At 72.2% G+C, this 13,033-nt stretch carries 11 protein-coding genes; 6 read left to right on the forward strand and 5 right to left on the reverse strand.

All coding sequences use genetic code 11. The features are described from left to right. Positions 1-59: 59 nt before the first annotated feature. Entirely contained in the window at positions 60-335 is a 276-nt protein-coding gene (locus ACOPJ3_RS03195; RefSeq protein ID WP_427870385.1) for a DUF4229 domain-containing protein, read from the reverse strand. 82 nt (positions 336-417) lie between these two features. On the opposite strand from ACOPJ3_RS03195, the gene ACOPJ3_RS03200 reads away from it, so the two are divergent. Continuing rightward, positions 418-966 carry a PLDc N-terminal domain-containing protein gene (locus ACOPJ3_RS03200; RefSeq protein ID WP_427870386.1) on the forward strand — a complete coding sequence of 183 codons (549 nt, stop codon included), beginning with the start codon at positions 418-420 and terminating at the stop codon, positions 964-966. Continuing rightward, positions 963-2,747, forward strand: a complete 1,785-nt coding sequence (gene menD / locus ACOPJ3_RS03205; protein ID WP_427870387.1) for a 2-succinyl-5-enolpyruvyl-6-hydroxy-3-cyclohexene-1-carboxylic-acid synthase — start codon at positions 963-965, stop codon at positions 2,745-2,747. Before ACOPJ3_RS03200 ends, menD begins: the two co-directional genes overlap by 4 nt. Before the next feature lie 392 nt (positions 2,748-3,139). Here menD and ACOPJ3_RS03210 read toward each other — a convergent pair whose 3' ends face one another. Next, positions 3,140-4,489, reverse strand: coding sequence for an isochorismate synthase (locus ACOPJ3_RS03210; protein ID WP_427870388.1), 1,350 nt, complete (start codon positions 4,487-4,489; stop codon positions 3,140-3,142). Positions 4,490-4,572: 83 nt separating this feature from the next. On the opposite strand from ACOPJ3_RS03210, the gene ACOPJ3_RS03215 reads away from it, so the two are divergent. The 3 genes from ACOPJ3_RS03215 (at position 4,573) to ACOPJ3_RS03225 (ending at position 7,988) form a co-directional block, all read left to right on the forward strand. After that, a complete protein-coding gene (locus ACOPJ3_RS03215; protein ID WP_427870389.1) occupies positions 4,573-5,478 on the forward strand; it encodes a class I SAM-dependent methyltransferase in 906 nt (301 codons plus the stop codon). Beyond that, the gene (locus ACOPJ3_RS03220) at positions 5,475-6,533 is read left to right on the forward strand and encodes a polyprenyl synthetase family protein (RefSeq protein ID WP_427870390.1); all 1,059 of its coding nucleotides are present in this window, start codon (positions 5,475-5,477) and stop codon (positions 6,531-6,533) included. Before ACOPJ3_RS03215 ends, ACOPJ3_RS03220 begins: the two co-directional genes overlap by 4 nt. A gap of 75 nt (positions 6,534-6,608) precedes the next feature. Next, positions 6,609-7,988, forward strand: coding sequence for a pyridine nucleotide-disulfide oxidoreductase (locus ACOPJ3_RS03225; RefSeq protein ID WP_427870391.1), 1,380 nt, complete (start codon positions 6,609-6,611; stop codon positions 7,986-7,988). 38 nt (positions 7,989-8,026) lie between these two features. Here ACOPJ3_RS03225 and ACOPJ3_RS03230 read toward each other — a convergent pair whose 3' ends face one another. Then, the gene (locus ACOPJ3_RS03230) at positions 8,027-9,016 is read right to left on the reverse strand and encodes a LysR family transcriptional regulator (protein ID WP_427870392.1); all 990 of its coding nucleotides are present in this window, start codon (positions 9,014-9,016) and stop codon (positions 8,027-8,029) included. An 83-nt stretch (positions 9,017-9,099) separates the two neighbouring features. Between ACOPJ3_RS03230 and ACOPJ3_RS03235 the strand changes: the two genes are divergently transcribed. Next, a complete protein-coding gene (locus tag ACOPJ3_RS03235) occupies positions 9,100-10,140 on the forward strand; it encodes a YeiH family protein (RefSeq protein WP_427870393.1) in 1,041 nt (346 codons plus the stop codon). A gap of 393 nt (positions 10,141-10,533) precedes the next feature. Here ACOPJ3_RS03235 and ACOPJ3_RS03240 read toward each other — a convergent pair whose 3' ends face one another. Both ACOPJ3_RS03240 and ACOPJ3_RS03245 read right to left on the reverse strand, forming a co-directional pair. Further along, entirely contained in the window at positions 10,534-11,397 is an 864-nt protein-coding gene (locus ACOPJ3_RS03240; protein ID WP_427870394.1) for a Sir2 family NAD-dependent protein deacetylase, read from the reverse strand. Continuing rightward, the gene (locus ACOPJ3_RS03245) at positions 11,394-13,013 is read right to left on the reverse strand and encodes a PucR family transcriptional regulator (protein WP_427870395.1); all 1,620 of its coding nucleotides are present in this window, start codon (positions 13,011-13,013) and stop codon (positions 11,394-11,396) included. The genes ACOPJ3_RS03240 and ACOPJ3_RS03245 overlap by 4 nt, the downstream gene beginning before the upstream one ends. Between the last annotated feature and the right edge of the window lie 20 nt (positions 13,014-13,033).

Consider the following 13,033-nt stretch of genomic DNA (forward strand, 5'->3'; position numbering starts at 1 on the left):
CCCCTGCTGTGCCTGCACCGGCACCGGTCAGCGAGCGCAGAATCGGCAGGGCCTGAGAGTTAGGGACGGGGGTCTTCCTCCGCAGCGTCCACAGCCTCATCCTCGACGATGTCGTCGGCCGTGCGATCGCGGTTGCGCCAGTCGTAGATACTCTCCGAGGCGGTCTCGCGCGGACGCGACAGGAAGATGACCGAGAGGGAAACACCGATCAGGGCCGCGAAGATCGCGGCGAGCCAGGGCCAGATCCCGAGCAGATAGAGGAGCGCGAACGGGACCGCGAAGAACATCAGGCGGACAACGGTATAGGTAATCCAGGCGGTGCGGGTCTTGCTCACCCGATCGAGTCTACCCGCGACACCTGTGGCGCCCCTCAGCCGGGGCCCTGGCCGGCCGTTTCGTGACGGGTAGCATTGGGGTATGGTGCGAATCGTGATCATTGGGATCGTCATCGCCGTCGCCTTCACGCTGTATGCGCTCGTGGACGCCGCGATGACCGACCACGCCCGCGCCCGTGGCGTCTCGAAGCCGGTGTGGGTGGTCATCGTCGTGCTGCTGCCCGTCATTGGCGGAGTGCTGTGGTTCCTCATCGGCAAGGGCCAGATGCCCGTCGCCGCGCCGAAGCCGCCGGACGACGATCCGCGGTTCAGTGGAAACCGCATGTCCTCCGACGACCTCGACGATCACATGCGCGACCTCGAGGCGCGCCTGCGCGAGCTCGATGAGGAGACCTTCCCCGGTGAACAGGGCGGGAAGGGCAGTGCTTCGGGCGCATCCGAGTCGCGCCCCGCGAAGCCCGTCGATGCCCCTGATGACCAGGCGGGATCGGGCGACGGTCCGACTGCTGACGACGCGGGGGAGGTCGGGGAGGCCGAGGGTCCGAGCGGACCCGACTCGGGAACCCCGGACGGCACGCGCAAGCCCAACGGCTCGGGATCCCGCCCCGACGGCGACTCGGCCCAGCCGTGAGCGCCGGCCCCGCGCCGGCCTCGGTCTTCGCGGTCGAGCTCCTCGGTGAGCTCGTGCGCCTGGGCGTTACCGACGTCGTCGTGTGCCCCGGATCCCGATCGCAGGCGCTCGCGCTCGCCGCGGCGGCGGCCGAGCGCGCGGGCGCGATCCGGCTGCACGTCCGTCTCGACGAGCGATCCGCCGCATTCTTCGCGCTCGGTGTTGCACGTGAAACGGGGGTGCCCGCGCCCGTCATCGTGACGAGCGGCACGGCCGTCGCGAACCTCCTCCCCGCGGCGCTCGAGGCGCACGAGGGGCGCGTCCCGCTCGTCCTACTCACGGCCGATCGGCCCATCGAACTGCGCGGGATCAGGGGAAACCAGACCACCAGGCAGGCGGGCCTGTTCGACGCCGTCGCCCGCATGTCGGCGGACGTGCCTGCTCCCGAGTTCGGGCAGGACGGCGAGCTGCGGTCCGCCCCCGGCCTCGATCCGGCGACCCTCGCCGTCTCGGCCTTCGCGGCGGCGACCGGGTTCGCGGGCGGCCGGCCGGCCGGGCCGGTGCAGCTGAACCTGGCGTTCCGCGAGCCGCTCTCGGGCACCGCTGGCTTCGACGCGATGATCGCCGCCGGATTCGCGCAGGCTGCGGCCGACGCTGCGGCTGGCGTTGCGGCCGACGCGCGCACCCACCAGGGTTTTTCCGACGACGAGACCTACACCCACGACGGCGACTCGCTCGCCGTCGTCGTTGCGGGGGAGGGGGCGGGATCCGAGGCTGAGGAGTTCGCCCGCGCCGCCGGGCTGCCGCTCCTCGCTGAGGTGACGAGCGGATCCCGATTCGGCCGCGAGGCGATCGCGGGCTACGCGACTCTCATCGACGACCCGGCGATCGGCGGCCTCGTCGAGCGCGCGATCGTGTTCGGCCACCCGACGCTGACCAGGCAGATTCCCGCCCTACTCACGCGCGACGACGTCGAGACGATCGTCGTGGACCCGTTCGACGGGCCCGGCGTCGACCACGTCAACCCCGGGCGCCGCGCGCGCGTGGTGCGCGCGGCCCGCGTCGCCGAGGGCCACGATCCGCGGTCGCATCGCCGCTGGCTCGGCACCTGGGTCGTCGCCGACCGCGAGCTGCAGCGCGAGCGCACCACCGTGCATGCACCGGACCTGGGCGCCGCGCTCGAATCCGGGTACAAGGAGCGCAACGCCTACGCCCGCGCCGAGGTCGCGGCCATGCGCGAGCCGGTTTCCCGGGCCATGCTCGCGGAGGCCGTGTGGCGCGCGACCTGGCCGCACGACCGCCTTGTGCTCGCGGCCTCCCGCCTCGTGCGGGTGCTCGACGGGCTCGCGCCAGCGCGCCGCGTCGAGGTGCGCGCGAACCGCGGACTCGCGGGCATCGACGGCACGGTCGCGACGGCGCTCGGGATCGCCGCGGCAAGCCAGGGCGCCGCCGATCCGGCACGCGCCGCCGGCACCACCCGCGTGCTGATCGGGGACATCGCCCTGCTCCACGACGTCGGCTCCCTGTTCATCCCCGAGGGTGAGACGCGGCCCCGGATCCAGCTCTTCGTCGGCAACGACGGCGGCGGCACCATCTTCGACGGCCTCGAGGTCGCGGGGAGCGCCGCCCCGGACGCCTTCGACCGCGTCATGCTCACCCCGCAGCGGGTCGGGATCCCGGATCTCGCCCGCGCCTACGGTTGGGAGCACGTCGTCGTGCGCACGCGCGCCGAACTCGAACGCCTGCTCACGGCCCCGGTGGCGGGCCCGACCATCGTCGAGGTCCCGCTGGCCCGCGCCTGATCCGGCGCCGGCCCGCCCGCCGGCCGGCAGGCCGGTCCTTGAGTTGACCCAAAGTGTCCCCTGGAGTGCAGAATGCGTCACTTTCGGTCAACTCAACCCGGCGGCCGCCGCGCCCCCACAGTTGGGTTGACCCAAAGTGTCCCCTGGGGCGCAGAATGCGTCACTTTGGGTCAACTCAATCTGCGTGCCGGGGTGGCGGGGGCTGGCCCCCCCGCCTGAGTTGACCCAAAGTGTCCCCTGGGGCGCAGAATGCGTCACTTTGCGTCAACTCAACGCGCGTGTCGGGGGTTGGGGCGGCGGGCCCCCGCCTGAGTTGACCCAAAGTGTGCCCTGGAGTGCAGAATGCGTCACTTTGGGTCAACTCAAGCCCGCGGAGGGGGGCGCCCCCAGCACTAGCGGGCGAAGGCCTCCGTGATGGGGCGGAGCTTCGAGACGGTCTCGCCGAGCTCGTGCTCCGGATCGGAGCCCGCGACGATCCCGCCGCCCGCGCTCGCCACCATGCGGCGGAATCCGGCCCCTGAACGGGAGGCGCCAGCCGCCAACTGCCCGCAGCGCAGCGCGATGACCCACTCGCCGTCGCCGGCGGCGTCGATCCAGCCGACGGCACCCGAGTAGCGCCCGCGGTCGAAGGGCTCGAGTTCGCCGATCGCGGCGACGGCGTCGGCGGTCGGGGTGCCGGCGACGGCGGCCGTCGGGTGCAGCGCGCCCACGAGTTCGAGGGCGGAGCTGCCGTCGTCGAGGGTCGCGCCGAGGTCGGTCGCGAGGTGCCACACGTTCGGCAGGCGCAGCGGGAACGGCTCCTCGCTCGTGCGCAGCCCGCTCACGTACGGCGACAGCGCCGTCACGACGCTCTGCACCGCGAACGCGTGCTCGTGCTGTTCTTTCGAGCTGGTCAGGAGTTCGTCGCGCGCCTGGGCGTCGCGCTGCGGCCGGTCGGCGTGCCGCGCCCGGGTGCCGGCGAGCACGCGCGCCGAGACGGCGCCGCCCGTCGAGCGCACGAGCGTCTCGGGGCTCGCGCCGATGAGGCCGTCGACGGCGAACGTCCAGCAGTCGAGGTAGCGCTCGGCGAGGCGGCCGAGTGGAACCCGCAGGTCAGCACCCGAGGGCACCTCGCCGGCAATCTGCCTGGCCAGCACAATCTTCTCCACGCCGCCAGCGTCGATCCGGCGCCCTGCCTCCCGCACGCCAGCGAGGTACGCCTCGACGGCGTCAGCCGAAACGGGCGCGAAATCCACACCGGGCCACTCGCCGACCGGCGACGCCGCGGCAAGGTCGAACGGCAGCTCCGGATCCGGATCCGGAGCCGACGCGGCAATCCCGCCCGCGGCACTCCCGCCCGCGGCAACCCCGCTCGCCTCGGTCGCCTCAGTCACCTCGGTGATCCACCACCGGTCGCGGTGCCGCGCGATCAGGAGTTTCGGCACGATGAGCGTGCTCTCGGCGGCGCTGTCCGAGGCGAAGGCGAAGGCGCCGAGCGCCACGAGGCCGGATCCCGGGAGCCGCACGGGATCGTCGATCTCGGCGGCTTCGGCGATTTCACGCCAGCGCGCCGCGGCCTCGCGGAAGCGGTCAGGCCCTGAACACGTGATCCGGGCGGCGATCCCGATCCCGACGCAGCCGCGGTCGCCGCGCACCCACACGAGCGGGTCCTCGGGATCCGCGAGCGAGACGAGGTCTGGGGCGCCGGTCAGGGGTCGGGTGACGGTCCGCAGCCGGGGAATTACGGAAGTGCTCGTCACCATGCCAATCTACCGCGCCCCGCTGGGAAGGGTTTACCGTGTGAACGAGCAGTGATCGTTGAGGGACGACGGGCTACGATGGTGAGGTGACCCGACCCGACACCGCGACCAAGCATGCTGCCGACGTTTCGGCCATGTTCGATGAGGTCTCGCCCCGGTATGACCTGATCAACGACGTACTCACGGTCGGCAACGACCGGCTGTGGCGGATCGCCACGACGCGCGCCGTCGCCCCGCGGAAGGGCATGCGCGTGCTCGACCTGGCTGCGGGCACCGGCACCTCGTCCGCGGCGTTCGCCGCGCACGGTGCTGAGGTCGTCGCCGCCGACTTCTCCGAGGGCATGCTCGCCGAGGGGCGCAGGCGCCACGCTGGCAACCCGCTCATCGAGTTCGTCTGGGCCGACGCGATGGATCTCCCCTTCGAGGACGACAGCTTCGACGCCGCCACGATCTCCTACGGGCTGCGCAACGTGAGCGACCCGCGCAAGGCGATCGCCGAGATGGTGCGCGTCGTGAAGCCGGGCGGCCGGATCGTGATCGCCGAGTTCTCGACGCCGCCGTCCGGGATCGTGCGCGGGCCCTACTCCTTCTACGGCCGTCACGTGCTGCCCCGGATCGCGGGCGCCATCAACCGGGACGCCGCCGAGGCCTACAAGTACCTCAACGAGTCGATCGAGGCGTGGCCGGATCAGGACAAGCTCGCGCGCTGGCTGCGCGAGGCCGGGCTCGAGCGGGTCGCCTACCGCAACCTCACCTTCGGCATCGTCGCCCTCCATCGGGGCTTCGTGCCGCGGAAGCCGCGCGTCGCCGCGCCCGCGAAGCCCGCGGCCGCTAAGAAGGCCGCCGCGCCGAAGAAGCCTGCTGCGACCAAGAAACCAGCGGCCAAGAAGCCCGCACCCAAGAAGCCCGCGACCCCCAAGCCCGCGACCCCCAAGCCCGCAGCACCGAAGTCCGGCGAAGCCGGCGGCACGACCAACGGAGACGACAAGTGAGCCGTCCGATCGCAGAAGACACGGCGACGCAGGCCCTTCCCCTGCGCCTGTTCAGGGGGGCGCAGGACAAGCGCCAGGCGAAGGCCCTCCAGGAGCAGCTCGAGATCATCGAGTCGGAGCTCATGGAGCACCTGCGCTTCGCCTCGCCCGTCGCCGACGCACCCGGCCGATACCTCATGTCGGCTGGCGGCAAGCGGATCCGGCCCATGCTCACGCTCCTCACGAGCGAGCTCGGATCCGGACCCAATGAGCTCGTGCGCCGCGCGGCAGAGGCCGTCGAGATGACGCACCTCGCCTCGCTGTATCACGACGACGTCATGGACGACGCGAAGCTGCGCCGGGGCGTTCCCGCGGCGCAGACCGTGTGGTCGAACTCCGTGGCGATCCTGGCCGGCGACCTGCTCTTTGCGCGCGCCTCGTCGCTCGTCTCCGGCATGGGCGAGGAGGCGATTCTGCTGCAGGCGCGCACGTTCGAGCGGCTGTGCCTCGGCCAGCTGCACGAGACCGTCGGCCCGCAGGAGGGCGACGAGCCGATCGCTCACTACCTGCAGGTGCTCGCGGACAAGACGGGCGCGCTCATCGCGACCGCCGCGCGCATGGGAGTCATGTTCGGCGAGGGTCCCGCGGAGTTCGCGGATCCCGTGATGGAGTACGGCGAGCGGATCGGCGTCGCCTTCCAGCTCATCGACGACGTCATCGACCTCTCGCCCAAGAAGGAGCAGACGGGCAAGCGCGCCGGCACGGATCTGCGCGCGGGTGTCGCGACGCTGCCGCTCCTGCTGCTGCGCAACAGCGCGGCCGCTGGCAACGCCGCCGACGCTGAGCTGCTCGCGCGGATCGAGGACGGCGTCGCGCGGATCGAGCAGGGCGCCGACCCGGCGATCCTGGATCCCGAGGTCGAGGCGCTGCGGGATCACGCGGTCACGCGGGAGACCGAGGCGACCGCCCGCCGCTGGGCGGAGGACGCAAAGGACGCGCTCAGCGTGCTGCCGAAGTCGAAGGTGAAGCGCGCGCTCGAGCGGATGGCCGACTCGATCGTCGAGCGCGAAGGCTGATCCGCTGCCCGAGAGCAGCACGAAGACGAGCACCCGTGCCGTTCGGCGCGGGGGAGGAAAGGGAAGAGACACGCGATGAGCACGAGCACCATGCGGCTGGCGATCGTTGGAGCAGGCCCGGCAGGCATCTATGCGGCGGATCTGCTGAGCAAGGCGGAGCGCGACTTCGAGGTCGAGATCGACCTGTTCGAGCAGCTTCCCGCACCCTACGGCCTCGTGCGCTACGGCGTTTCTCCCGATCACCCGCGGATCAAGGGCATCATCAACGCGCTGCGTGACGTGCTCGACAGCGGGATCATCCGCTACTTCGGCAACGTGCGCTACGGCGAGGACATCACGCTCGCCGACCTCAAGAAGCACTACCACGCCGTCATCTTCTCCACGGGCGCGATCCGTGATGCCGGACTCGACGTGCCCGGCATCGATGCGGCCGGATCCTACGGCGCCGCGGAGTTCGTGAGCTGGTTCGACGGCCACCCCGACGTGCCGCGCACCTGGCCGCTCGAGGCCCGCGAGGTCGGCGTGATCGGCAACGGCAACGTCGCCCTCGATATCTCGCGCATGCTCATCAAGCACGCGGACGACCTGCTCCCGACCGAGATCCCGACGAACGTCTACGAGGGTCTCAAGGCGAACCCGATCGAGGAGCTCCACCTCTTCGGCCGCCGCGGCCCCAAGTATGTGAAGTTCACGCCGCTCGAGCTGCGCGAACTCGGCGAGGTGCGCGACGTCGACATGGTGATCGACGAGCGCGACTTCGACCGCGAGGACGCCTACGCCGACGAGGTGCTCTCGAAGAACAAGCAGGTCCTCGTGATGACGCGCATCATGGACAAGTGGCGCCAGGATCAGCGCGAGCGCGAGGCGAACGGCGAGCGGGCCTCCCGCCGCCTGCACATGCACTTCTGGTCGAAGCCCGTCGAGGTGGTCGTCGAGGACGGCCGCGTCGCCGGCCTCAAGATCGAGCGCACCGCGCCCGACGGCAACGGCGGCGTCATCGACACGGGCGAGTTCGAGGTCATCCCGATGCAGTCGCTGTACCGCGCGATTGGGTACTTCGGTTCGCCGCTCGACGAGATCCCGTTCGACGAGCAGCGCGGCGTGATCCCGAACGAGCAGGGCCGCGTGCAGGATCTCGCGGGCGAGCGGATCCCGGGCGTCTACGCGACGGGCTGGATCAAGCGCGGACCGATCGGCCTGATCGGGCACACGAAGTCCGACGCGATGGAGACGCTCGAGTGCCTGCTGGAGGACCGCGACTCGTGGTGGCAGCCCGAGGTGCCGCAGGCTGAGGCGATCCCGGCCATGCTGCACGCGCGCGAGGTGCCCTACACGACGATCGACGGCTGGCACCGGCTCGACGAGCACGAGCTGGGGCTCGGAGCCGCGGAGGGCCGCACGCGGATCAAGGTCGTGCCGCGCGACGAGATGACGCGGATCGCGCGCGGGGAGTAGGCGCCGGGCGTAGCCTGCGGCCGGATCTGGCCGCTGGATCAGCCGCTCTCGCGCGCCGCGAGGGCGACGAGCTCCCGGCGCGCGCCCGTGAGGTCGCGGCGGGATCCCCGCCAGATCGCGGTGAAGGGCCTGGTCAGCGGATCCGGGCTGATCGGGATCGCGCGCAGCCTGCCGAGTCTTACGTCGTCGGCGACGGCGAGTTCGCTGAGCACGGCCGCGCCGGCGCCGGATGCGACGACCGAGCGCACGGCGGCCTCGGTCGCGAGCGAGACGGCGGGCTCGGCCGGCTCGGTGCCGCAGAGGTCCCGCACGGCTGCCTCGAAGGCCGCGCGGGTGCCGCTGCCCTCCTCGCGGGTGATCAGGTGTTCTGCGGCGAGCTCGGCGAGCGTGACGTGCGCCAACTCGGCCCAGGGGTGGCCGGGGGCGACGGCGGCGACCATGCGGTCGGTGCCGATCCGGGCCGCGCCGAGTCCGCGCGGAGGATCCGGGCACTCGACGAACCCGAGGTCGATCTCGCCCGCGCGCAGCATCGCCTCGATCTCGGTGCTGTTGGCGGTGCGGAGGGCGATCTCGCCCGGCGTGCGGCCCGCGTCGAGTTGCTGCCTGCGCAGCGCGACGAGCCAGCGCGGGATCAGGTGGGCCGCGACGGTCTGGCTCGCGCCGACGCGAAGCTCCCGGCGCTGCGCGTCGCCGCGGAGGCTCGCGACGCCCTCGTCGAGCCGCTCGACGGCCGCGAGCACCTCGCGCGCCCACGCGAGCACGGCCTCGCCGTCGGGGGTGGGGGAGACGCCGCCCGGGCTCCTGACCAGGAGTTCGAACCCGAGCTGACGCTCGAGCCCCTGCATCCGCGCCGACACGGCCTGCATCGAGACCCCGAGCTCGCGCGCCGCTGCCGAGAGCGCGCGCGTGCGGACGGCCGCCTCGAAGCAGCGCAGCTCGGCGAGCGTGGGGGTCGCGTTGGCCATTGGGGGTGCGGGGGTCGAGGTGGCTGCCGGGGGTTGGTGCGGGGTGTCGCGCGGGGTGCTCATCCCGTCAGGGTACAAGCGCTGGTTGGGGCCTGCAAGCGCGCGTCGGGTACCGCGGGGCCCCGATCCCGAGCAGACTTGCTCGTATGCAGTTGACCCCGCTCCCGACCCTCCCGGCACGACTCACGGCACGCGGGATCGAGGTGTTGCCCGGCGTGCTCGTGTGCGCCGCGATCGCGGGCGTCGCGACCTGGATCGGCTCGTTCCTGCCGATTCTGGGCTCGGCGATCCCGGCCGTCGTGATCGGCGTCGCGATCGCGGCCGTGCGCAGACCCGCCGGGCGGATTGTGCCCGGGATCGGGTATTCGGGCAAGTTCCTACTGCAGTGCGCGGTCGTGCTGCTCGGGGCGCAGCTGTCGCTCAGGAGCATCGTCGAGGTCGGCGCCGAGTCGCTGCCCGTGATGCTCTCGAGTCTCGCGGTGTGCCTGTTCGCGGCGTGGATCCTGGGCCGGATGCTGGGGATCGAGCGCGACATCCGCACGCTCATCGGCGTGGGCACCGGCATCTGCGGGGCCTCGGCGATCGCCGCGGTTTCGCCCGTGATCAGGGCGAAGAGTTCGGACATTTCCTACGCGATCTCGACGGTGTTCCTCTTCAACGTGCTCGCGGTGCTCGCCTTCCCTGCGATCGGGCACGCGCTCGGGATGACGCCGCACTCCTTCGGCCTGTTCGCGGGCACCGCCGTGAACGACACGAGCTCGGTGGTCGCCGCGGCGAGCGTCTTCAGTGCGTCGGCGCTCGGCTTCGCGGTCGTGGTGAAGCTCGTGCGCACGCTCATGATCATCCCGATCACCGTCTCGCTCGCGGTCATGGAGGGGCGGCGCTCGGGCGACGGCGGGCGCATGACGCCGCGCCGGATCCTGAAGCTCGTGCCGTGGTTCCTTGTCGGGTTTCTCCTGGTCGCGTGCCTGACCTCGCTCGGCCTGATCCCGGGCCCCGTCGCCGACGGCATCACGCGCGTGAGCGTGTTCCTCGTGGCGATGGCGCTCGCCGGGATTGGCCTGTCGACGAACCTCTCGGCGATCCGGTCGGCCGGGCTGCGGCCGCTGCTCCTCGGCGGCATCCTCTCGGTGCTGACCGCCGCCACTACCCTCGGCGCGATGGCCCTGACGGGCCACCTCGGCTGAGCGCAGCGCCGGCGGCCCGCTCCGGCCCGCCGGCCGGGCCTTAGCCGAGCTTGAGTTGACCCAAACTATCCCCTGGAGCGCAGAATGCGTCACTTTGGGTCAACTCAAGCCTCTGGGCGGCCCGGGCGGCCCGGACTGGCCCGGCAGCGGAGGTGGCGGGGCCGGCGCCCCCGGTGGAGTTGACCCAAAGTATCCGCTGGAGTGCAGAATGCGTCACTTTGGGTCAACTCAAGCCCCCGGGTGACCAGCGCCCCCGGTTGAGTTGACCCAAACTGAGCCCTGGAGCGCAGAATGCGTCACTTTGGGTCAACTCAAGCCCCGGGCGGCACGGGCCTCCGGTGGAGTTGACCCAAACTGAGCCCTGGAGTGCAGAATGCGACACTTTGGGTCGACTCAAGCCCCTGGGCGAGCCGGGCGGCCCGACAGCAGGCGGTCGGCGAGCGCCGCGAGCGCCTCGCTCGTGCCCGCCTCGAGGCGCAGGTCGGCGGAGGCGTCGGCCGCCGTCGGCCCGCGGTTGATGACCGCGATCGGGATCCCGCGCGCGCGGGCCCGGTGCAGCAGCCGCACGCCCGTGTTGACCGCGAGCGACGTCCCGGCGAGCAGCAGCGCGCCCGCCGAGGCGACGAGCGACTCGGCCGCCGCGAACACCGGCGCGGGCACCGTCTCCCCGAAGTAGACGACGTCGGGGCGCAGGATCCCGCCGCACACGGGGCAGCGCGGGATCGTGACCCCGTCGAGCGAGCCGACCTCGGCGTCGCCGTCCGGCGCGATCCGGGCGCCGGCGTTGCGCTCGGCGTAGCCCGGGTTTCCGGCGTCGAACCAGCGCAGCACCTCCTCCCGGGTGAAGCGCGTGCCGCAGTCGACGCAGCGGATCGTGCCACCGCGCCCGTGGAGCTCGACGAGCCGCGAGGTGCCGGCGCGCTCGTGCAGCCCGTCGACGTTCTGCGTGATCACGCCGTCGATCAGCCCGCCGGCCTCGAGTCGGGCGAGCGCGAGGTGCCCGGCGTTCGGGCGGATCCCGCGCGCGGCGTCCGCGCCCAAGCGGGCGCCCGCCCAGAACCGGGTGCGATACGCGGGGTCGGTCATGAACTGGTCGATGCGCATGGGCGTGCGGGGCGGGGATCCGGCACCGCGGTAGTCCGGGATCCCCGAGTCCGTGCTGATACCGGCCCCGGTGAGCACGGCCACGGGTCCGGATCCGAAGAGCCCGGCAAGCCCCTCCAGCTCCTCAAGCCCCTCCAGTTCCTCGTCGGTCATCGCGCGTCCCCCTTCCCGGCCGAGCCTGCGGCCCGCAGCTGCAGCCAGACGGTCAGCAGCTCGTCGGGCTCGGCGAGCCTCACTCCATACTGCTCCTCCACCTGCCTGATCCGGTAGCGCACCGTGTTCTCGTGCACGCCGAGCTCACGCGCCGTGCGCGCCACGTTGCCGAAGCACGCGCACCAGGCGACCAGGGTGTCGGCGTAGCCGGGATCGCGCTCGGCGAGCAGCGCGAGAGCGGGCGAGCAGAGCTCGGGCTCCGCGGCGAACACGCCGGCGACGCGGGAGAGCACGAGCAGCGGCCGGAGCGCCTCGACCGTGAGGATCGACTCCCGCACGAGCCGCGGGTTCGCGTCGGCGGCGTCGAGCATGCGGTCGGCGAGCTGCCTGAGCGGCGCGACTTCGCCGGAGCGGTGCGCGACGCCGGGCAGGGCGACCCTGGTTCCGGGCCCGATCAGGCGGTCGATCAGCGGGATGAGCGGGGCGATCAGCCCGGCAGCCGCCGCTCCCGGATCGCGCGCCACGAGGGCGTAGACGCGGCCCCTGCGCGCCGCCGTCACCGTCTCGGGGTGGTGCAGCGCGAGCTGGCGCTGCACGGTCGTGCGCAGCTGCGCGAGGGTGGTGGGCCGGTCGTCCGACGGCGCGAACACGAGGAGCGCGGCACCGCGCTCCTCGGAGATCCCGAGCTCGGCCAGCTCGGAGCCCGCGACCTCGGAGCCGTCGAGCAGCGTGCGCAGCCGGGCCACGCGGGGCGCCTGGGTCGCGTCCCCGGAGCGCAGCTGCTCGAGCAGGTGCGCGGCGGCGACCGTCGCGGCCGCGCGGATCCGCTCCTCCTGCTCGGCAGTCAGCTCCGGATCCCCGGACGCGTCGATGGCCCAGATCGTGCCGAGGGGAAGCGCGCCCGCCCTGATGGCGAACGCGACGCGCGGCTCCTCGTCCTCGAGTTGGGGGTATTTGATGGGCCGCTCGGAGCGCAGCACCGTGCGGTACTGGTCGTCGTTGAACGGGGAGTCTGGCACCTGCCGCGTGAGGATGCCTTGGGTGCGCAGCCGGTCGATGAGCTGGCCGGGAACCGAGGAGTAGGCGATGACGCGGCGGCCCAGGTCCTCGATCGCGACGGATCCGCCGAAGAAGCCCGCGAGCTCGTTCGCGAGCGCGAAGAGCGGCTCGGCGCCGCGGTCGCGGTGCGCGTCCTCCGAGTGGCGCTGCTCGCCGAGCGCCTGCGCGAGCAGCGCATCGAAGAGGCGCCAGCTCGTCTGCTCGCCGACGCGCACGAACGGCACCCCGCTCGTCTCGGCGATGGCGGCGAGCGTGGGCACGTCGTCGTCGCGGCACTTGAGGGCGATCGCGGTGGCGCCGCAGGCGGCCGCGCGCTCCGCGAGCGCCGTCACCTGCTCCGGGTGCTCGGCGATGAGGCCGCCGGCGGACGGCGCGAGCAGAAGCAGCTGCGGATCCTCGGGCAGATCCTCGAGCGCCTCGTAGAACTCGGCGCCAAGTACGGCGCCCGATCCCGCGGCCGCCCCGAGCAGGCTCGCGGTGTGCGGGCCGAGACCGGAGACGAGCTCGCCGAGCGAGATCCCGCCCGGATCCTGAATTGGAGAAACCGCGTCATTCATCCCTTAAATATATGCGATTA

Source organism: Leucobacter luti, assembly GCF_050310065.1.
Lineage (GTDB): Bacteria > Actinomycetota > Actinomycetes > Actinomycetales > Microbacteriaceae > Leucobacter > Leucobacter luti_B.